This is a genomic window from Arthrobacter sp. Rue61a (genome assembly GCF_000294695.2).
In the GTDB taxonomy this organism is placed as follows: domain Bacteria; phylum Actinomycetota; class Actinomycetes; order Actinomycetales; family Micrococcaceae; genus Arthrobacter; species Arthrobacter aurescens_A.
The window spans coordinates 3,186,636-3,206,974 of sequence record NC_018531.1 but is presented as its reverse complement, the minus strand read 5'-3'; the positions used below and the strand labels follow the sequence as shown (position 1 = coordinate 3,206,974).

General features: G+C 62.6%; 14 protein-coding genes and 1 pseudogene. 8 read left to right on the top strand and 7 right to left on the bottom strand.

From position 1 onward, the window contains the following. Positions 1-26: 26 nt before the first annotated feature. On the bottom strand, positions 27-329 hold the full coding sequence (locus tag ARUE_RS25095; RefSeq protein ID WP_051024988.1) for a hypothetical protein: 303 nt from the start codon (positions 327-329) through the stop codon (positions 27-29). Positions 330-378: 49 nt separating this feature from the next. Between ARUE_RS25095 and ARUE_RS14510 the strand changes: the two are divergent. Further along, positions 379-1,368: pseudogene (locus ARUE_RS14510) on the top strand (glycoside hydrolase family 3 N-terminal domain-containing protein); the annotation flags it as partial. An 82-nt stretch (positions 1,369-1,450) separates the two neighbouring features. Here the strand turns inward: ARUE_RS14510 and ARUE_RS14505 are convergent. From ARUE_RS14505 to ARUE_RS14490, 4 genes are all read right to left on the bottom strand, one after another. Then, complete coding sequence (locus ARUE_RS14505; protein ID WP_011775399.1) at positions 1,451-2,188, bottom strand: amino acid ABC transporter ATP-binding protein; 738 nt, start codon at positions 2,186-2,188, stop codon at positions 1,451-1,453. Continuing rightward, a complete protein-coding gene (locus ARUE_RS14500; protein ID WP_011775398.1) occupies positions 2,185-2,949 on the bottom strand; it encodes an amino acid ABC transporter permease in 765 nt (254 codons plus the stop codon). The genes ARUE_RS14505 and ARUE_RS14500 overlap by 4 nt, the downstream gene beginning before the upstream one ends. A 12-nt stretch (positions 2,950-2,961) precedes the next feature. After that, positions 2,962-3,912: an ABC transporter substrate-binding protein gene (locus ARUE_RS14495; protein WP_043470461.1), complete on the bottom strand. Its 951-nt coding sequence runs from the start codon at positions 3,910-3,912 to the stop codon at positions 2,962-2,964. 323 nt (positions 3,913-4,235) lie between these two features. After that, positions 4,236-4,946, bottom strand: a complete 711-nt coding sequence (locus ARUE_RS14490; RefSeq protein WP_014922274.1) for a 3'-5' exonuclease — start codon at positions 4,944-4,946, stop codon at positions 4,236-4,238. Positions 4,947-5,012: 66 nt separating this feature from the next. Here ARUE_RS14490 and ARUE_RS14485 point away from each other — a divergent pair, with 66 nt between their 5' ends. Genes ARUE_RS14485 through ARUE_RS14475 form a run of 3 tightly spaced genes read left to right on the top strand, consistent with a single transcriptional unit; the run spans position 5,013 to position 12,282 of the window. Beyond that, entirely contained in the window at positions 5,013-5,429 is a 417-nt protein-coding gene (locus ARUE_RS14485) for an MGMT family protein (protein WP_014922273.1), read from the top strand. Continuing rightward, the gene (locus ARUE_RS14480; protein ID WP_014922272.1) at positions 5,426-8,782 is read left to right on the top strand and encodes an ATP-dependent helicase; all 3,357 of its coding nucleotides are present in this window, start codon (positions 5,426-5,428) and stop codon (positions 8,780-8,782) included. The genes ARUE_RS14485 and ARUE_RS14480 overlap by 4 nt, the downstream gene beginning before the upstream one ends. Then, positions 8,779-12,282 carry an ATP-dependent helicase gene (locus tag ARUE_RS14475; protein WP_014922271.1) on the top strand — a complete coding sequence of 1,168 codons (3,504 nt, stop codon included), beginning with the start codon at positions 8,779-8,781 and terminating at the stop codon, positions 12,280-12,282. Before ARUE_RS14480 ends, ARUE_RS14475 begins: the two co-directional genes overlap by 4 nt. Before the next feature lie 33 nt (positions 12,283-12,315). Here ARUE_RS14475 and ARUE_RS14470 read toward each other — a convergent pair whose 3' ends face one another. Then, positions 12,316-13,458 carry a macrolide 2'-phosphotransferase gene (locus tag ARUE_RS14470; RefSeq protein WP_043471367.1) on the bottom strand — a complete coding sequence of 381 codons (1,143 nt, stop codon included), beginning with the start codon at positions 13,456-13,458 and terminating at the stop codon, positions 12,316-12,318. A 194-nt stretch (positions 13,459-13,652) separates the two neighbouring features. Between ARUE_RS14470 and nudC the strand changes: the two genes are divergently transcribed. Genes nudC through ARUE_RS14455 form a run of 3 tightly spaced genes read left to right on the top strand, consistent with a single transcriptional unit; the run spans position 13,653 to position 17,397 of the window. Beyond that, positions 13,653-14,642 carry an NAD(+) diphosphatase gene (gene nudC, locus ARUE_RS14465; RefSeq protein ID WP_014922269.1) on the top strand — a complete coding sequence of 330 codons (990 nt, stop codon included), beginning with the start codon at positions 13,653-13,655 and terminating at the stop codon, positions 14,640-14,642. Further along, positions 14,639-16,771 (top strand): ATP-dependent DNA helicase UvrD2, encoded by a 2,133-nt coding sequence (locus ARUE_RS14460; RefSeq protein ID WP_014922268.1) that lies wholly within the window; start codon positions 14,639-14,641, stop codon positions 16,769-16,771. Before nudC ends, ARUE_RS14460 begins: the two co-directional genes overlap by 4 nt. After that, positions 16,771-17,397 carry a M48 metallopeptidase family protein gene (locus tag ARUE_RS14455; protein WP_011775389.1) on the top strand — a complete coding sequence of 209 codons (627 nt, stop codon included), beginning with the start codon at positions 16,771-16,773 and terminating at the stop codon, positions 17,395-17,397. The genes ARUE_RS14460 and ARUE_RS14455 overlap by 1 nt, the downstream gene beginning before the upstream one ends. 99 nt (positions 17,398-17,496) lie before the next feature. Here the strand turns inward: ARUE_RS14455 and ARUE_RS14450 are convergent, their stop codons facing one another. Next, on the bottom strand, positions 17,497-18,954 hold the full coding sequence (locus tag ARUE_RS14450) for a zinc-dependent metalloprotease (RefSeq protein ID WP_014922267.1): 1,458 nt from the start codon (positions 18,952-18,954) through the stop codon (positions 17,497-17,499). A gap of 210 nt (positions 18,955-19,164) precedes the next feature. On the opposite strand from ARUE_RS14450, the gene ARUE_RS14445 reads away from it, so the two are divergent. Beyond that, positions 19,165-20,301: a YlbL family protein gene (locus ARUE_RS14445; RefSeq protein ID WP_014922266.1), complete on the top strand. Its 1,137-nt coding sequence runs from the start codon at positions 19,165-19,167 to the stop codon at positions 20,299-20,301. Positions 20,302-20,339 lie beyond the last annotated feature (38 nt).

Here is a 20,339-nt window from a genome sequence, read left to right as displayed (position 1 = left end):
GCAGTTGTCCGGGGCATCGTTGCTTGTCACGGGGTAGGCTCGTAGGTGGAAACCCCACCCCCAACGAATTCACGGTTTACCATGCGCAAGTTCCCGTCCATTGCTTCTTTGAGTGTCAGCATTGCCACCGCCGGAGTACTTCTGGTGACGGCCTCGGGATGTTCCAGTGGCCCATCCAACTCCGGCCAGGCCTCGGCGGAGGGGACGCCTTCTGTATCTCCTTCTTCGCCGACAGCCACGCCGGCACCTACATCCCCGCCGGCGACAACCACGCCGTCTGCCGTTCCTTCCCCGCCTCCTTCCGCCGCACCGGCCCCGGCGCCGAGCACACCGTCACCTGCGGAGCAGCAACTCGCAGCGCTCAGCCTTGAGCAGCGGGTAGGACAACTGTTTATGGTGGCGGCCAAGGCCAGCGGCGCGGAACCGGGCACCATGGAAGCACTGACGAAGTATCACGCCGGCAACGTTTACCTCAGCGGACGCAGCAAGGCTGGAACTGCCCCGACTACAGCTGTCGTGTCGTCGTTGACCGGTACGGTCTCGGCTGCCACAACAGGTGGGGTACCCCTATTTGTGGCGACGGACCAAGAAGGAGGATACGTGCAGGTTCTGTCCGGTCCCGGGTTCTCCACTATTCCGACCGCAGTGCTCCAGGCGTCCTCCGGGGCGGCCAAGCTCCGCACGGATGCTGCAACGTGGGGGAAGGAACTTCGTAGCGTAGGCGTCAATGTGAACCTCGCGCCGGTCCTTGATACAGTGACCAGCCCGGAGTTTTCCCCGTCAAATGCCCCCATCGGCCATTTTCAGCGGGAGTACGGCTATGACCCTGCCAGCGTCTCGCTCCTGGGCAACGCCTTTGCCGATGGCATGAAGGACGCGGGCGTCGCTCCCGTGGTCAAACACTTCCCGGGCCTTGGCCGGGTGGTTCCCAACACCGATGTCAGCAGCGATGTCCGTGACACGGCCACCACCCGGAACGATCCTGCGCTGGAGCCGTTCCACGCGGCCATCAAATCAGGCACCCAATGGGTCATGGTGTCCAATGCTTACTACGATAAGATTGACGCCGCCAACATCGCACCGTTCTCGCCCACCGTGATGGAAACCATGCTCCGTGCTGACGCCGGCTTCACGGGGATCGTTCTTTCAGACGATCTCTGCAGTGCCGCGCAGCTGGAAGCATGGTCCGATGCCGAGCGCGCCCTGAACTTCTTCGGTGCAGGCGGAACCATGCTGGTGTGCGCCGATCCCACGAGCATTCCGGCCATGCACCGGGCGGTGGCGCAGAAGGCTACGTCAGATCCTGCTTTCCGGGCCAAGGTGGATGCTGCAGCGTTGACAGTGCTGCGGGTCAAAGCCGCTCACTAACGGCTCCAAGGCAGTGAGCACAGCAAAGAACCCCGCCTTCGTTTGGAAGGCGGGGTTCTTTGTAACCTGTGCTTTGTCCTGCTTAGAGGACGTCCGAAAGGAAACCTTGAAGGCGTTCCGTCCGGGGATCGGTGAACAGCTGCTCCGGAGGACCGGATTCAACCACAACGCCGGCGTCCATGAAGGTCACGATGTCCGAGACATTCCGGGAGAATCCCATTTCGTGGGTTACCACCACCATGGTCATGCCTCCTTGGGCCAAGTCCGTCATGAGGGCAAGCACGCCCTTGACGAGTTCCGGGTCCAGCGCGGAGGTAGCTTCGTCAAAGAACATCACCTCGGGCTTCATGGCAAGCGCGCGGGCAATTGCCACACGCTGCTGCTGTCCGCCTGAGAGGTTGGCTGGACGCGAGTCCGCCTTGTGCTTCAAACCCACCAGGTCCAGCTGGGCCAGGGCCTCATCGCGCGCCTGCTCCTTGGACATGCCGCGGATTTTGCGCAATGCCAGCGAGATGTTCTCGGCCACCGTTTTGTGCGGGAACAAGTTGAACTGCTGGAAGACCATGCCGATGCGGCGACGCAGTTCGTCCGGGTTGTCCTTCAGCACCGATCTTCCATCCAGCAGGATGTCGCCCTGGTCGGGTTCGATGAGTCGGTTCATCACGCGGAGCAGCGTTGACTTGCCCGAGCCGGACGGGCCGATCACGGATGCCGTGGTGCCCTTCTCGACGTGCAGGTCGATGCCCCGCAAGACGTGATTGCTGCCGAACGATAAGTGGATGTTCTTCGCCGTCAATGTGCCTGATGCGAATTCACTCATGCTTGGGCTCCTTTTCCAACGACGGCTGCTGCCTCGTCCGGTTCCTTCTTCTCCGGGCGGCCGGCACGCATGCGTGCATCAATCCAGTTCACAAAGTGCGTGAGCGGGATGGTCAGCGCCAGATAGAAGATGGCCGCGGCGACGTACGGCGACAGGTTGCCGCTGTTGGCAGCGGCGTCCTTGCCGATCTGGAAGATTTCACGCTCGGTTGCCAGCAAGCCAAGCATGAACACCAGCGACGATTCTTTGATCAACGCGATGAACTGGTTGACCAAAGCCGGAAGCACGCGGCGGATGCCTTGGGGCACCACCACCAGACGCATGGACGAGCCGTAGCTGAACCCCAAGGCGCGGGTTGCTTCCAGTTGGCCCTTATCCACGCTCTGGATACCGGAACGGAAGATCTCGCCGATGTATGCGCCGGACATCAAGGACAGAGCCGCGATGGCCATGGGGTAAGGGCTGGTGGAACCCGTAAGCTCGCGAATGATAGGACCGAAACCGAATCCGATCACCAGGATGGTCAGCACCGGGGGAAGCCCGCGGAGGATGTCCGTGTAAATGCGGGCTACCCACCGTGCTGCTGCGTTCCGGGAAATCCCCATCAGGGCGAGCAGCATCCCGAGCGCGGTCCCGATGATGCCCGAGACGACGGCCAGGACGATGGTGTTGGGCAGGCCGACGGCGAACATCTTGGGGATGACTTCGCCCATTGCCTCCCAGTCAAAGAAGGTCTCGGCTAGTTGATTGAGGATATCCATGGAACGCCTTGGTTACTTGGCGGGGAGCTGGACGGCCTTGCTGCCCGGCTTCCAGCCCTGGGGGGTCTGCTCGGCGGCAGTCGGACGGTCCTTGTACCATTCGGCCGTGAGCTTGGCCCAGGTGCCGTCAGCGATGACTGCATCCAAACCGGAGTTCAGGGCGTCGATCAGCGGCTGGTTGTCCTTGTTCACGGCGTATGCGGTGAAGTTCTGGGTGTTGACAACCTTCTCGGCGATCTTGGTGTTGTCGCCTTCCTTGACCTGGCCTTCAGCCTGCTGCGAAGGTGCAACCCAAGCGTCGATCTGGCCGTTCTTGACGTTGCCGTAGACAGTGTTGTAGTCAGGGAAACGGACAGGCTCGATCTTCAGGGTGTTGGTCATGTAGTCATCCTGGACGGTGCCCTGGACGACGCCGATGCGGAGGCCTTCCTTGACGTCGGCGAAGCCGGTGACCTTGGAGTCGCTCTTGGTCACGACCGCCATGTAGCCAAAGTCGTAGCCATTCGTGAAGCCGACTGTCTTGCGACGGGCGTCCGTGGTGGAGATCGAGGAGGATCCGACGTCGAACTGCTTGTTGCCCACCTGGGACAGAAGCGCCGAGAAGTCGGTGGACGCGAACTCGACCTTGAGGCCCAGCTTGTCACCAATGGCACGCAGGAGTTCGTTGTCGTAACCGGTGAAGTTACCGGACGGATCAATGAAAATGTTCGGCGGGGCATCGGAAAGGGTGCCCACGCGCAGGGTGCCGTCGGTGATGAGGCCCAGCTTGGACTTGTCGATCTGATCCAGCGCCGTAACGTCAGCGGTGGTAAACGTGTCCAGCGACTTCTGGTCGCTGCCGGCGAGGGCGTCGGTGGGCGAGCCGCTGGGCTCGGAGGTTCCTCCGCCGCATGCTGCCAGGGAAATCACCAGGGCTGCGGCCACGGGGGCAACAGACAGCCACTTAGGGGCTTTGAATTTCATGAAGAAATCACTTTCATCGGGTAACGGAGACGTTTCGCGGTGGGCGGGGAATGCGGCAGCAGAACAATGGTTGGCTGCCCTAGCAGACTTCAACCCGCCAAACTTAATTATGTCACCAGCCCAGTAGCGCGCTGTGAATCGAAGAAGTGACTGCCAGCACTCAAATTAACCGAACAAAGTTCCCGCCAAACGCCGGCTGGACTCCGGACTATTCCGGCAGAGAAGCTTCGCGTGGAATCTCCGCGCGGCCAGTCCCACATTTTGGGTTCCCGAATTCGTTGTGACTTGCGTCGCAAAAAGTAACGCTTGGCGTGCTTCCTGTTCTAGAAGCCGCCCCGGCTGGCATCCTCAGGCGGCAGAACCGGCCACTCACCCTCGATGACGGCGGTGGGCTTGCTCCGACGCAAGTACTGCTGGAAATCAGCAGCCTGGGACGCCGCCCAGTCTACTTGCAGCTGATGCAGCGTGGACGCAGGCATCTGCAACTTGGGGAACTTGCCGGCCATGGCATCCAGAACGCGGAGCGTAGCGAGCGCATCCGCCGCGGAGGTATGTGCGTTTGTCAGGTCCACGCCGTATTCCTCGCACAAAGCGGTGAGGGTGCGCTTCCCCTTGCGGTACCGGTCCACTTGCTTGTTCATGACATACGGATCCAGCACGGGGAAGCGGCTCAGTTGGGGAACGCCGTAGCGGGCAGACTCCGCCGCCAACACGGTGAAATCGTAACTGGCGTTGAAAGCAATGACGGGAGTGCCGTCGTCGAACAGTCCTTGGAGTACCCCGGCGACTTCGCGTGTGACCTCTGCTGCCGGGCGGCCTTCGGCGCGGGCCTTCTCTGTGGTTACGCCGTGCACCTCGCTGGCTTCGAGCGGAATCTCCACACCGGGATCTGCCAACCACTCGTGCTCTGCGATGAGCTCCCCGTGAGCATCCACAACTGTGATGGAAGCGGTGACGATCCGCGCTGACCGCGAGTTCTTTCCGGTGGTCTCGAGGTCGAATGCGGCACGGGAGAGGGTATTCCAGGAACTCATGTCTTCAAGCTACCGGCTGGGTCCGACACTCTTTGGGCACGACACTCCTGCCGTTACGCTGAACACATGCGGATGGAGTACGTGACGGCTGTTCTGGCCGTTGTGGACCTTGTTCCATCGGGTTCGGCGGTCGCCTATGGTGACGTCGCAGAGCTTCTTGGAGCCGGCGGTCCACGGCAGGTTGGGACTGTGATGAGCCACTACGGCAGCTCCGTCGCATGGTGGCGTGTCCTGCGGGCAAGCGGGGAAGCGCCTACCGGTCATGAAGCAGACGCCTTGCGGCACTACCTGGAAGAATCCACTCCGCTGCACGGCGCCTACGAGGCATTCCTGAGGACGGGTGAAGGCCGTTGGCGCGTCGATCTGACAGCCGCCCGATGGGCGCCTACAGAACCTGACTTTGACCAACTTGATGTGATCTCTGACCAGTTGGAGCGTCAACTCCATAAATTGTCGGTGCCCGATGATGAAATGACTGTGTGACCGCCACTCCTGCCAAAACCCGCCAAGCACCGGCAGCCCTCCGCCTGCTCCCGCCGCGTGAGACCCACTACGCGGCACCCGTTTTGTCCCCGGACCAATTCGCAGTCGTTTCCCTCCCGCAGGGGAGCGGCCCCGTCCTTGTCCCCGGAGGACCTGGCACCGGCAAGTCGACTGTGCTCGTGGAATCCGCAGTCCGCCGTGTTCGTGAAGACGGCCTGGATCCGGAACAAATTCTCGTTCTCGCTCCCGGGCGCCACGCCGCCGCTGCTTTGCGCGACACCTTCACAGGGCGGCTGGACCGCAGTCTCAGTACGACGCCGGCACGCACCTGGGCGTCGTACGCCTTCGACGTTATCCGGCGGGCAAAGGCCGAAGGCATCCTGCCGCTGACGCGGCCACCGAAGCTTTTGTCGGGCCCCGAGCAGGACCTCATCATCAAGGAGTTACTGGAAGGCCACTCCCGCCCGGGATTCCAGCTGCCTTGGCCGGAGGATCTCACCGCAGCACTTCCTACCCGCGGCTTCCGTCACGAGATCCGGCAGTTGTTCGACCGCATCATTGAATCGGGACGCACCGCCGAGGACTTGGTTGGGCTGGCTTACGAGTGCGGACGGCCTGACTGGATGGCGGCGGCTGAGCTGTACAGCGAGTACAGGGATGTCCTGGACCTCCGCATGCCGGAGGCCTTTGACCCCGCCGGGATCATCACCACGGCGCGGCAAATTTTCCAGGACTCACCGGAGTTCCTCGCCGCCGAGAGGCAACGTCTCCAACTCATCCTCGTGGACGACGCCCAGGAATCGAATCCGGCAGTATTCGAACTTCTTGCCGACATTGGAGAAGGCAAGGACGTCGTGGTGACCTACTCACCGGACACGGTAGTGCAGGGTTTCCGCGGCGCACGCCCGGACCTGGTCTCAGAGTTGCCATCGCTGCTGGGCGGCACGCAGCAGAAGGTTCTCGAACGCCCGCTGTCGGTGACCCACAGGCACACGGCCGAGGTGGCTGAGGCGTGGACCCGGGTTGCAGGCCGTATCTCACAGCGTTCCGGTGGTCAGCTGGCCAGGCAGATGGAACAACCGCAACGTCCGGAAGGCACGGGTCAGGCGACTACCAGCGATCATGGTCGGGTTGAGGGCCATGTTCTCCCATCGGCCGTGCACGAGCTGCGCTATGTGGCGCAGCGCATCCTCGAAGCGCAGCTGCGGGAATCCCGGGAGTTCAGCGACATCGCGGTGATCGTCCGGAACGGCGGGCAAATTTCGCAGTTGCAGCGCTACCTGAGTGGCCAGGGGATTCCGGTGCGCGTTCCCGTGGCAGACTCAGCTGTCCGTGACGAAGTCGCCGTGCGGCCGTTGCTGGAGGCTTTTGCCATTGTCCTGGACCCCGGAAAACTGACGCCGGAAACTGCAGTTTCCCTCCTGACGTCCCGCATCGGCGGAGCCACGGCCATCGAGTTGCGGAGGCTCCGGCAATCCCTGCGTCGCGAGGAGCTCTCGGGCGGTGGCGGCCGCTCCAGCGACGCTTTGCTGGTGGAGGCTCTGCTTCAGCCCGGGGCTTTGGCCTCATTGGGGATTGAAGGCAGTTCTGCCCGCCGGCTCGCCCGCATGATCGCAGCCGGTACAGCGGCCGCCGTCGAGCCCGGGGCCAACGCGGAATCTGTTCTGTGGGCTTTGTGGCATGCCACCGGACTGTCTTCCCGCTGGGCGGAAACGGCCCTTGAAGGCGGCAACGCCGGGGCCCGCGCCGATCGGGACCTTGACGCCATGATGGCTCTGTTCCATACAGCCGAACGCTTCGTGGACCAACTGCCCGGTTCCGGCCCCGAGCAGTTTCTGGACTACTTGTTGAACCAGGAGCTGCCTATGGATACCCTCGCCGCGCGGGCACAGTTGGAGGCCTGCGTAGAGATCATGACTCCCGCAAGTGCGGCGGGGCGGGAATGGCCGGTGGTGATAGTGGCGGGTCTCCAGGAAGGCGTGTGGCCCAACACCCGATTGCGTGGAGAGCTGCTGGGCAGCACAGTCTATGCCGACGCCGTGGAACATGGAGTGGACTACGCCCTGAAGCGCGGGCCCCTGAGCCGGCTCCGGGACATTCGCTACGACGAACTCAGGAGCTTCTCTACAGCTGTATCGCGCGCCCGTGAAGTATTGATCTGCACGGCAGTGTCCTCTGAGGATGAACAACCTTCCGCTTTTCTGGACTACGTGGCGCCGCTGGGTTCCGGTGAGTACAAGCGCGACTACACGCCTGTTGATCGTCCCATGACGTTGAGGGCCCTTGTCGCGGAACTGCGCCAGCACGCCCAATCGGAAGACGCAGGTACCGGAATCAACGGAACCGCGCATGAAGCCGCCCGCATACTGGCCAGGCTTGCCGGCACGGAACCAGCCGTTCCGGGTGCCCATCCTGACTCGTGGTGGGGTTTGGCGGCGCTGAGTTCCTATGAAGTCGTGGTGCCGGCTGGCGGCACCGTCTCCGTCTCGCCGTCCAAAGTGGAAGCGGTCCATAAGTCCCCGTTGGACTGGTTCGTCCAAGCAGCCGGAGGGGAAGCTGCCACCGATTTTGCGCGCAGCCTGGGCACCTTGGTCCACAGCATCGCGCAGGACCTTCCCGATGCTTCGGGAGCCGAGTACGTTGCTGAACTCGTACGCCGCTGGCCCACTTTGGGTATGAAGGACAACTGGGAAGGGAAGCTTGATTTTCAGCGGGCGGAACTCATGGTTCGAAAGTTGGCCCAGTATGTGCTCATCATGCGCAGCGAGGGAAGAAGCCTTCTGGCGGTTGAACACGACTTTGAAGTTCAGCTGCCGGATATCGCCGTGAATGCCGGTGGCACAGGTGATCCTCATGCTCCTGATGAGGAGGCCGTCCGCCACGCCGTACTCCGGGGTCAGGTGGACCGCCTCGAAATAGATCCGGAGGGCAGGCTCGTGATCGTGGACCTCAAGACCGGCAAGCGGCAACCCGGCAAAGCTGAGGTTGCCAAGCATCCCCAACTAGGTGCGTACCAGGCCGCAGTTCTCAGAGGCGCCTTCCTGGATGCTGGAACGCGGGAGGAAACGAACGACGCCGGATCCCTTGCCGGGTCCGGTCATGGCTTCGTCCCCGGCGGTGCTGTGTTGGCCCAACTTGGGACGAAGACAAAGAGTCCCGCCGTGCAGCAGCAGGATCCATTGGATTCGACGGATAACTGGGCGGAAAGCCTGGTCAATGAGGCGGCCGCGCTGATGGCCGGTGCGACGTTCGAAGCTCGTCACGACCCCGGCAAGGGTGGGCATGGCGGCCATGGATGCCGACTCCCGGATATTTGCCCGTTGTGCGCCAGAGGAAAGCAGGTCACCGAATGACAACCGAGCTCCTGGACGGCTTCGCCTCCAGCCCCCTGGGTGTAGAGGTAGTTCCCGAGCCAAGGTTTTCACCTTCTGAACTGGCCGGCATCCTTGGCGAGAAGAACCACCCTACGCCTGAACAGGCAGCCATTATTGCCTCACCTCTTTCGCCCCGTCTGGTGATCGCCGGAGCGGGTTCTGGCAAAACGGCCACCATGGCGGACCGGGTGGTGTGGCTAGTGGCCAACGGCTGGGTGCGTCCTGAAGAAGTGCTCGGCGTGACGTTCACTCGCAAGGCAGCGGGAGAGCTGGCGAGTCGGATACGGTCCAAGCTGGCTACCCTCCAGCGGATAGCGGCGGCGGACGACGGTAGCATTGGCTTCCCGGAGGGACTCCTCGAAGCCGACGACCTCGAACCTAAAGTGTCCACATACCACTCCTATGCAAGCGGCATCGTGTCGGATTACGGCCTTCGCCTGGGCATCGAGCGGGATGTCGTCTTGCTGGGGGGAGCGCAGTCCTGGCAGCTGGCCAGCGAAGTCGTTGAAGCGTATGACGGCGAGTACCAGCACTTCACTGCCGCCAAATCCACACTCGTCACTGCAGTGATCCAGCTGGCCGGTGAATGCGCCGAGCACCTTCAGGATCCGGGGGAAGTACGGGACTGGGTCTTGGAGCGCGTTCAGACCTTTGAGGAGCTTCCCTATGTAGCCGGGGCTAAGAAGAATCCAACGCAGGCAGCCGGCGAACTTGCGGCGATGCTCCGGACACGCGGCAGCGTTGCCGACATGGTGGTCCGCTACCAGGAAGCGAAGCGTCAGCGCGGTGTCCTTGATTTCGGTGACCTCGTGGCTCTTGCGGCCCGGATTGCGAGCGACATCCCTCTCGCTGCCACCACCGAACGTGCCCGCTACAAAGTGGTGCTCCTGGATGAGTTCCAGGACACTTCCCACGCGCAGCTTGTTCTGTTCTCGCGTCTTTTCGGACAGGGTCACGCAGTGACCGCGGTAGGCGACCCGAACCAGTCGATATACGGATTCCGCGGCGCTTCTGCAGGGCAACTCTTCCACTTTGTGCAGGAGTTTCCCGTGCGGCATGCGGACCACTCCGCCGACAATGAGTCCTACTCCGTCGCGCCCACCTCTTACCTGACCACTGCCTGGCGGAACGGCAGAAACATCCTCCAAGCCGCCAACACCATCGCAGCGCCCTTGAACAGGGCGGCAGCATCGGAGGGTCCGGCAGGGGACAGGAAGACAGCCGGTAATGTCTCAGTCCCCGCGTTGGTACCCAGCCCTGCAGCGGTGGATGGGAGCGTAGTGATCGGTCGCTTCGGCACGGATGAAGACGAGGCCACCGTCATAGCCCGCGATGTCCGGCGCTACCAAAGAACTGTTTTCGAGGAAGAGAAAGACGGCACCCCGGTCAAACCCACCATGGCGGTCCTGTGTCGCCGACGGGCGCAGATGGAGTGCCTCCGCCGCGAGTTCGAACTCCAGGGCATTCCCTACGAGATCGTGGGACTCGGCGGCTTGCTGGACACACCAGAGATCGTGGATCTGGTGGCGACGTTGCGGGTCCTCGCCGATCCAGGACGTTCCGATGCTCTTATGAGGTTGTTGGCCGGGGCACGATGGCGGATTGGTCCGGCAGATTTGATGGCGTTCAGCGACTGGTCCCGTTTCCTTGCCCGCCGCCGGTCTGCTCCGGAAGCCCAGCCTGAATCTTTTGACGACAACGAAGAACCCGCAGGCGTAGTGGTTGAAAGCGACATCACCGATGCCGCAAGCCTCGTGGAGGCCCTTGACTTCCTTCCCCGGCCGGGCTGGACTTCAGGGCATGGGCGGAGCCTGAGCGCTGCCGCCCTGGATCGACTGACCAGCCTTGCCTCGGAGCTCCGCTCCCTGAGGAGCTACATCGGCGACGACCTCACCACACTTCTGGGCGAGGTGGAACGAGCAATGCTCCTGGACATCGAGGTGGCTGCCAAGCCCGGAATCAGCATCCACCAGGCACGCCGCAACCTGGATGCTTTTCAGGATGCAGCGGCCGGGTTCCTGCAGACATCACAGCGCATCGACCTACTGGCGTTCTTGTCCTGGCTGGAGGCTGCGGCCTCCGAGGAAGGGGGCTTGGACGTGGCACCCGTCGAGACCAACCGGGAAGCGGTGCAATTGCTGACCGTCCATGCTTCCAAGGGTTTGGAATGGGACGTTGTCTTTGTCCCCGGCCTCAACGCCGGCTCGTTCCCCAGCAACAGGGATTCGCGGTGGAGCACCGGCGCCGCGGCCTTGCCGTGGCCCTTGCGGGGTGATCGTGCCGACCTTCCCCAATGGGACCTGGATCAGCCCGACCAAAAGGGATGGCTGGACGCGGAGAAAGACTTCAAATCCGAAGTCCAGCATCACGGTGAGGCCGAAGAGAGAAGACTCGCCTACGTCGCCTACACCCGGGCGAAGTTCGTACTGTGGGCTTCCAGCGCTGCCTGGAACGGCTCTCGGTCGGGAATGGCCGGCATGTCTGCCTTTCTCTCTGAACTGGCACCCCTTGCCGCAGTAGCTGCAGTGGAAGACGGTGCTGCCCGCATGCAGTCGCTCGCCAGTGCGGTCATCCATGCGGAATCGGTGGCCGAGGAGGCCTTGCCTGAAGAAAGCCCGTTGACCGCAGCGCTTGAGGTTGCTCAATTCCCCTATGACCCCTTGGAAGGGCCTTCAGACCCACGGACCGGTGCCCGCCTAAGGCTGACTCCCGGCAGACGTTCTGCCATGGACCGGGCCGCGGCCCTGGTCCGCGGATACATCGAGGAACCCGGCCGTGCACCCTCAAATGACCTGACTGGTGTGGCCGGGAAGTGGTCCCAAGAGGCAGAACTACTGTTGGATCGCCAACGGCAGGCTAAGACCGTTCAGGATGTCCACCTGCCCAGCCATATTTCTGCCTCCCTCTTCGTGGACCTCGGCGCTGACCCTGCGGCCGTTCTGTCCCAGCTGCGCAGGCCCGTTCCCCGTGAACCAGGCATTTCGGCGCGCAAGGGCACTGCCTTCCATGCATGGGTCGAGGAGTACTTCGGAACAACCGGCATGCTGGACCTCGATGAAGCGCCCCGTTCGGACTCCCACATCGACGAGGCCTACGGCTTGGATGACATGGTGGCGGCTTTCAAGAAGTCCGAGTGGGCCCAGCGCGCTCCTGCTTTCGTCGAAGTACCTGTGGAGACGCGGATTGGCGACGTCGTAGTCCGTGGACGCATCGACGCCGTGTTCCGTGATGCCGACGGCCGCTGGCAACTCATTGACTGGAAAACCGGACGACGCCCCGCAGGTCAACAACTGGCGATTCGGGCGGTGCAGCTGGCCGTTTACCGGCTCGCGTGGGCCAGACTTAAAGATGTGCCCCTCGAGGACGTCAGCGCAGCGTTCTACTATGTGGCGGATGACGCTGTTGTGCGTCCGCACGATCTTGGCAGCGCCGAGGAACTTGAGCTGATTGTCGCGAAGGCGCTCAAGAGCAGTCGCTGAGTTACCGGGACATCTGGAGTCCGGCCACGGAGTCTAGGAACGTTCGGCCGCGTGAAGCGGGGTCACGCTGACAACCCTGATGGCCGCAGTGGAAGTGTCGTCATGGAGTGACCTCGTGCCTGAGTCGCCGTGTTCAGGGCTCTCTGACTCCGCATCGGGGATAGCCGCGACGCTGACGGCGGGCCTCTCTGCCGGTGAGTCCGACGCCCTCAGCTCAGCGGCCTCGTCCTCAGCGGCTTGTGCAGCTTCTTCATCGCGGCGCACTTGCTCGTCGATGTCATCGGCGAGTGTCTGGAGCATTGACTCGGCTTCTGCCGTCATGCTCTGGTGCCCGGCGGCCATGGCCTTGACCAGGTACTGTGCCAGGGCGAACTCGGCCAGGAGAGCGGCCCGGCGGAGTAGGTGGGCGTCAGGGACGTCGCGGCGGGCTTGCGTGTAGTGGTTCAAAACGGCCTCAACAAACGAGGCTTCGTTGGATGCCACCAACCAGGCGAAGTCGTCGGCAGGATCGCCGATTCGGAGATCGGTCCAACCCGTCAGGGCCGTCACGGTGTCATCCTGCACCATCAGGTTGTCTTCATGAAGGTCCCCGTGGACCACTGAAGGATTGAAGCGCCAAAGTGCAACGTCTTCGAGGGCGTGTTCCCAGCGGCGCAGCAGGGTGGCCGGAATCTTGCCCGTGGTTGCTGCTTGGTCAAGCTCGTTAAGTTTGCGTTGCCGGAACTCATTGGCCGAGTAACTGGGAAGGTCGGCGTTGGTGACCAAGGTCAGTGGCAAGTCGTGAATGGCTGCCAGGGCTGCTCCGACTTCCCGGGCCAGGGCAGGACTGCCGGCTGAAAGTTCTTCGATGGAAAGCGTGGAGCCTTGCATGTGGGCGTAGACGAACGTCGTCAAGGCTCCTTGCCGCACCGTGCCGGCGATGGTGGGCACATGAAAAGGCAGCTCAGCGCGGATGGCCGGGGCGAAAGCCCGCAACACCATGAATTCGGTTTCCAGGCGCGTGCTGGCTTCCGGATGTCGCGGTGAGCGGACCCGCCAGCGTTTGCCTTCTGCGTCGAGCAGCGACGCTGAGTCGAAGTCTGCGTCGTCGTCGGGGGAATAGGCTGCGGCCGTCGGCGAAAGGCCAGGCACCGCCGCGGTTGCTATGGCGGCCAGTTCGAGCGGTGTTCTTCTCACGTTCTCCACGGTAGATTGAGTGCGGCCCGTGGCCATGATGCAGTGCGGCGAGTCTTCAGATCCGCAGCAAATACCCTTCAAATGTGGGGGAAAGCACGGCGTAGCTGCCCAAGCGGGTGATCCCCTGGGGTGGTGTCCACAACAGGGGACCTTTCCAAATGTTTTTTGTCGGTACGAGTCAGTACGGTAGAGACATGAGTTATACGGAGTCGCCGGCGCTTGCCAATCACCTGATGGAGACCGTTCTTCCCGTCCGCCCTGCCATGGTGGATCGCGGCTCGGGCGTCCGTATGAAGCCTGGGATGGTTGAGGATCTCGTCGCTTCCGGTACGGCCAAGGCCATGGTCATTTCGCAGCGCAAAGCGCTGGTGACTGCTGACGGTCTCTGGTTCGGGGATGCCGCTCCGCTCTGGGACGCTCTTAACGCGTCGGGTGGCGGTGCTGTTGCTGCCATCTACCTGGGCACCACCTTGACGTCGTCATCATTGCCGGAAGGCACGTCCGTTGTGCTGTTCACTGTCGCGGAACCGCCGGCGCCGGGCACCGCCACGGTCCCGCTGGGTGCTGAATGGGCAGGCTTCCGGGATGTTGCGGCGCGTCTGGACGCCAAGGACACCGCTTTGTTCATTGAGGCCAGCGCAATCTCCAACTGGCATGCAACCCACACGCATTGCCCGCAGTGCGGCACGCCCACGGACATCGAAGCCGGGGGCTGGGTTCGGCGCTGTCCCAAGGACAACTCGGAGCATTACCCGCGGACGGATCCCGCCATTATCGTCACGGTGGTTGGCCCTGATGGCCGGCTTCTGCTGGGCGGCGGAGGGCCCGTGGACGCCAGGAACTACTCGACGCTCGCAGGATTCGTTGAGCCGGGTGAATCGCTGGAGCAGGCTGTTGTTCGGGAAATCGGGGAGGAAGTGGGTGTCCGTGTGACGGCCTGCCAGTATCTCGGTTCACAGTCGTGGCCGTTCCCTGCCTCCCTCATGCTGGGATTCACCGCCAGAACCAACGACGCCGTAGCGCGGCCCGACGGCGTAGAGGTCACCCGGGCTCGGTGGTTCAGCCGCGAGGAGCTGCAGGAAGCTGTGCTGAGCGGTGAAATCACCATCTCAACGCGCTTGTCCATCGCGCGTTCATTGATTGAGCATTGGTACGGCGGCGTCATCGAAGACCTCCAGCCGTGACCGAAGGAATTTTCGACGGCGGAGGCTCACTGGAGGAGCGCATACTTAGCGGCCTGGATGAAGAGCAACGCGAAGTAGCCAGTACTTTGACGGGACCCATGTGCGTCCTCGCGGGGGCAGGCACGGGAAAAACACGCGCCATCACTCATCGCATTGCCTATGGGGTCCACTCCGGGGTGTACAGCCCCCAGAGGCTTCTGGCCGTGACCTTTACCGCCCGGGCCGCAGCTGAGATGCGCAGCAGGCTTCGCGATCTTGGTGTTGCCAACGTTCAAGCCCGTACCTTCCACGCCGCCGCTTTGAGGCAGTTGCAGTTCTTTTGGCCGCAGGCAATCGGCGGCACTCTACCTAATCTGCTGGACCACAAGGCCAACATGATCGCCGAGGCCTCCCGCAGGCTTCGCCTCAGCACTGACCGTGCATCCATCAGGGACCTTGCGGCCGAGATTGAGTGGGCCAAGGTGTCCATGCTGACGCCCGCCAACTACCTGGAGAATGCCCAAGACCGTGGTACTCCCGGAGGTTTCGACCTCACTGCGGTCGCCCGGGTGTTCCAGGCATACGAGGACATCAAAACCGACCGGAACGTCATCGACTTTGAAGACGTTCTCCTCATCACGGTAGGGATCCTCCAGGAGGATCCGAAAGTAGCGGCAACAGTCCGGGAACAATACCGCCACTTCGTGGTGGACGAATACCAGGACGTCTCGCCCCTGCAACAACGGCTGTTGGATTTGTGGCTCGGAGGCCGGAACGAGTTGTGTGTGGTGGGCGATGCCAGCCAGACCATCTACTCCTTCACCGGAGCTTCACCCAAGCACCTGCTGGGGTTCAAAGCACAGTTCCCGGGAGCCACAGTCGTCAAGCTCATTCGTGACTACCGGTCCACCCCGCAAGTGGTGAAGCTCGCCAACGACCTCCTCGGCTCCCGACGAAGCGGCGGCCCGGTGGCAGATGCAGCGTGGGCGCCTCCCCTCAAGCTCGTCGCGCAGCGGCCCTCCGGACCGGAACCGCGGTTCATGGAGTGCCCGGATGACGAGGCCGAGGCAGCCGTGGTGGCAGGCCGAATCCAGGAGCTGCTCAATACCGGAGTCAAGGCCAGCGAGATTGCTATCTTGTTCCGCACCAACGGCCAGTCTGAAGCGTATGAGCAAGCCCTTGCTTCAGCCGGGATTGGCTACCAGCTTCGGGGAGGGGAACGGTTCTTCGCACGCAAGGAAGTCCGTGATGCGATCCTCCAGTTACGGGCGGCAACCCGCGCCGTGGCCGAAGGACCCCAGGAAGCACTGGGCCAAATCGTTCGGGACATCGTTGCGTCACTCGGGTATACGGATGCCGCCCCCCATAGCGGAGGTGCACTGCGAGAGCGTTGGGAATCCCTGGCAGCTTTGGTCGCACTGGCTGATGAGCTTGCCGTCAGCCGCGGAGAGTCCTTCACCCTGGCTGAGTTCGTCAACGAGCTACAAGAGCGATCGGTCGCGCAGCACGCGCCAACCGTTCAAGGTGTGACTCTGGCTTCCCTTCACGCCGCCAAGGGCCTGGAATGGGATGCCGTGTTCCTGGTGGGCCTCAGCGAAGGCCTCATGCCCATTTCCTTCGCAGACACCCCGGAGGACGTTGACGAAGAACGCAGGTTGCTCTATGTCGGCATCACCCGCGCTCGCGAGCATCTGAATCTCTCATGGTCCACAGCCCGAACGCCGGGTGGCCGCGCCAACCGCAAGCCGTCAAGGTTCCTTGACGGACTTCGCCCCAATTCCGTGGCTTCCGCCAACGCACGCAGCAAGACAGGTCCCACCCGACGGAAAGCTGCCGCACCGGCGTCGTGCAAGGTCTGCGGAAGCATGCTGGCAAGTGGAGCCGAGCGGAAGGTGGGGCGCTGTAACCAGTGCCCGCCCACATATGAGGAACAAACGTTCGATGCGCTGAGGCAGTGGCGCAGGGACGAAGCCCAGACGGCCGACGTTCCGGCCTATGTTGTCTTCACGGACGCTACGCTCACGGCAATCGCCGAAGCCAAGCCTTCATCGCTTGAGGAACTGGCTGGCCTGGCTGGGATTGGCCCATCCAAGCTTGAACGCTATGGCGAAGCTGTCCTGGCCGTACTCGCTGAGAGTTCGGAGCTCTGATGACGCGTCCATCCGCCACCGATGCCGGCGTTCCGCACACTACGGACGACGGCGCTCCGGTCGTCGTGCGTCGATCAGCCAGGCGCCGCCGAACTGTTGCTGCATTTTGGGAAGACGGGAAGGCCGTGGTCGCTATCCCGGCGAGCTTCACCAAGTCCCAGGAACGTGAGTGGGTCCGGCGAATGCTGGCCAAGCTGAAGAAACAGGGAGAACGGCAAGCGGGTGCTGGCAGGCGCCGTCCCGCCACGGACCAAGCCCTCGCCAATCATGCCGAGCACCTTTCTCGGACGTACCTCGGCGGGCGGGCGGTTCCGACGTCGGTTCGCTGGGTGTCCAACCAGAACTCCCGGTGGGGTTCGGCGACTCCTGCGGACGGCACCATCAGGTTGTCGAACAAGCTGCAACCCATGCCGCAATGGGTCATCGACTACGTCCTGGTGCATGAGCTCGCGCACTTGCTGGTGGCGGGCCACAACGCAGAGTTCTGGAGACTGGTCGAGGCATACCCTGAGACTCATCGGGCAAAGGCCTTTCTGGAAGGCGTTGCCTTTGCTACATCCCGGGGACTCCCGGAAGAACAAGGCTCGGAAAACTCCAGCGTTCCAGCTGGGGACGTGGCTGACTAAGCCCGGACGACGGAATTTACCCGATGACGGTGCCTTAAACGAACAACGGCCGCCATGGAGATGGCGGCCGTTGCAAACTTCTGTTGTCGAGGGCGGAGCCTATTTGGTGGGTGCCTCGGGGTCGGACTCATCCGTTTCCGGCTCTTTGCCGGATCCCTTCTCCGTGGACGTGTCCTTTGAATCCGAAGCTTCTCCTTCATCGCCGTCGGAGGTCTCGTAGCCGCCGCTCAGAAGCTTCTGCAGGGCGTCATCAACTTCGCTGTCACTTGCCTCGGCAAGGCGCCGACGTTCGGAGAAGCCCTTGGGGTCGTCCAGGTCCGCACCGGTGGGCAGGAGATCCGGGTGGTGCCAGATTGCGTCACGGCCGGCGATTCCACGTTCTTCCTTCAGCGTGGCCCACAGCGTTGCTGCTTCCCGGAGCCTGCGGGGGCGAAGTTCCAAACCAACGAGGGACGAGAATGCGTGCTCGGCCGGTCCGCCTGTTGCGCGACGACGACGCACGGTTTCGCGCAGCGCAGTCGATGATGGCAGCACCTTGCTGGTTGCTTCCGCTGTGAGCTCGTCCACCCAGCCTTCCACCAGAGCAAGCGCTGTTTCGAGCTTCTCCAGCGCGGCCGTCTGCACGGGAGTGCGTTCCGGTGTGAAGACTCCCTGGGACAGTGCTTCCTGAATTCCTTCGGGGTTGCTCGGGTCAAGGTCCCGGGCGAGGTCTTCAATGCGGGACATATCGATGTGAATGCCGCGGGCGTATGCCTCAATGGCACCCAGCAGGTGGCCACGCAACCAGGGCACTTGGACGAACAGCCGCGCGTGGGCAGCTTCACGTACGGCGAGGAAGAGTCGAACGTCGTTCTCGGGGAGGCTGAGGCCTTCCCCGAATTTGGCAACGTTGGCCGGCAGCAAGGCCATTTCCAGGTCTGCCAGGGGGACACCGATGTCTGTGGAGCTCACAACCTCGGCTGACAATGCCCCGATAGCCTGTCCAAGTTGCATGCCAAATATCGCTCCGCCCATGTTTTGCAGCATGGACGAGGCGCCACCCATCATGGACTTCATTTCTTCAGGCATTTGCTGGGTGAGCGCATTGGACAAGGCATTGGCGATGCTGTTGGCGACCGGCTCGGTCAGGCGCTTCCACGTCCCCAGAGTCGCTTCGACCCATTCGGCCCTCGACCACGCCCGGCCGATCAGGCCCGTTGCCGAGAGATCAGTCACTGGGTCCAGCCAAAGTTCCGCAAGCCTCAGTGCTTCGTCGACTTCCCTGGTCTGCTGAGCATTGACCGAGGGATCTGTACCGGCAGCAGCGACGCGCCGCGCATTCTCGTGCGCCAGTTGCCAATTCACAGGGCCTTCAGACGTGGAGCTCATCATTGCCTGAACCTGGGCGAACATCTGCTGAAGAAGCTGGGGATCGTTGGGCAGGCCCGCGGCCTTGGCCAGCTCGGCGGGATCGATGTTGCCCATGCCCTGACCGCCCATCAGGTTCTGGAGCATTTCTGCCAGCGGATCCTTGGGGGTGTCGTCGTCGTTGGACGGATTGTTGGGGTTGGAAGTCATGGTGCCGCCGATCGTCGAACTGGCTGGTGATCTCTTTCACCGTACCGCGCGGCCGGAAGGCTGTCTGCCCGGAGGAGGTGCCGTTCGCTGTAGGCAAAGCAGTCCTGCAACGTCAGACCGCGTAGTGTTGATGTTTGGTATGTGCCGCCGCCGCTTTCGGCGGCAGGAGCCATGGATCCGGTCACGCAACGCCGGCATAGAGAGGCCTCAATGCTTACTTCGCCCAGCCCCGAGGGCTCATTGGACCCGCGTCAGACGCCCGACGCCGATTCCACCTCCGCGCCGACGGCACCGCCCCGCGACGGCCGGTACATGATCATGGTGATCTCAGGGCTCCTCGCTCTCGGCCTGGGCATCGGGGCAGCAGCGTTGCCGGTGCCGTATGTCATAGAGTCGGCGGGTCCCACGTTCAACACCCTTGGTAAGGACGGAGACAAACCGGTCATTAGTATTTCCGGCCGCGAGTCCTTTCCGGCGAACGGCAACCTTGACCTGACTACCGTGGTCATGACCGGCGGTCCGAAGAGTCCGGCCACCATCTTTGATGTTTTCCGCGCCTGGGTGGATCCCTCCAAAGCCATCTATCCGGAAGAACTCATCTATCCCAAGGGCACCACGGCCGAGCAGACGGTGCAGCAGGGTGAAATTGCCATGGAGACATCGCAGGAGAATGCGGTGGCTGCGGCGTTGCGTGAGCTCGAGATTCCTTTTGAGCAGCGGCTCAACGTGGCAGGTTTGTCTGAGCCGTCACCATCCGCAGGGAAAATCCAGGAGGGTGACCGTCTGGTCTCCATCAATGGCAAGGCGATCACGTCCATGAGCGTGGTCCAAGCTGAGCTTGCCGCCGGCGCTGGGTCCCCGGCGGTGGTCGGCTTGGACAGGAACGGCACCGCAGTTTCTGAAACGATAACCCCCACCAAGAACCAAGCCGACCGGTACGTTCTGGGCGTGCTGCTGGCCAGCGACTTCACATTCCCGTTCGACGTCAGCATTTCCTTGGACAATGTTGGTGGACCAAGCGCAGGCATGATGTTTGCTCTGGGGATCGTGGACAACCTCACGCCCGGGGACCTCACAGGCGGCAAGCACGTCGCCGGCACTGGCACCATCACCGCCGATGGCGCCGTGGGACCTATCGGGGGCATTGCCCAAAAGATGATCGGCGCCCGTCAACAGGGTGCCACCATGTTCTTGGCGCCGGCATCCAATTGTGCCGATGTCGTGGGCCATGTTCCCAACGGACTTCAGGTTGTCAAAGTGGAAACTTTGGCCGATGCGACCTCGGCCGTGAAGCGGCTCGGATCCGGTCAGGACACGGGGAGCCTTCCCACCTGCACAAACAACTAGACTGACGGTGGAACTTAGCTTCACCGCCACTCGTGGCA

Coding starts and splice junctions, on each gene's coding strand:
- ARUE_RS14455 (WP_011775389.1), top strand. CDS start 16,771: ATGACGCGTCCATCCGCCACCGATGCCGGCGTTCCGCACACTACGGAC.
- ARUE_RS14495 (WP_043470461.1), bottom strand. CDS start 3,912: ATGAAATTCAAAGCCCCTAAGTGGCTGTCTGTTGCCCCCGTGGCCGCA.
- ARUE_RS14450 (WP_014922267.1), bottom strand. CDS start 18,954: ATGACTTCCAACCCCAACAATCCGTCCAACGACGACGACACCCCCAAG.
- ARUE_RS14475 (WP_014922271.1), top strand. CDS start 8,779: ATGACAACCGAGCTCCTGGACGGCTTCGCCTCCAGCCCCCTGGGTGTA.
- ARUE_RS14500 (WP_011775398.1), bottom strand. CDS start 2,949: ATGGATATCCTCAATCAACTAGCCGAGACCTTCTTTGACTGGGAGGCA.
- ARUE_RS14485 (WP_014922273.1), top strand. CDS start 5,013: ATGCGGATGGAGTACGTGACGGCTGTTCTGGCCGTTGTGGACCTTGTT.
- ARUE_RS14490 (WP_014922274.1), bottom strand. CDS start 4,946: ATGAGTTCCTGGAATACCCTCTCCCGTGCCGCATTCGACCTCGAGACC.
- nudC (WP_014922269.1), top strand. CDS start 13,653: ATGAGTTATACGGAGTCGCCGGCGCTTGCCAATCACCTGATGGAGACC.
- ARUE_RS14505 (WP_011775399.1), bottom strand. CDS start 2,188: ATGAGTGAATTCGCATCAGGCACATTGACGGCGAAGAACATCCACTTA.
- ARUE_RS14445 (WP_014922266.1), top strand. CDS start 19,165: ATGCTTACTTCGCCCAGCCCCGAGGGCTCATTGGACCCGCGTCAGACG.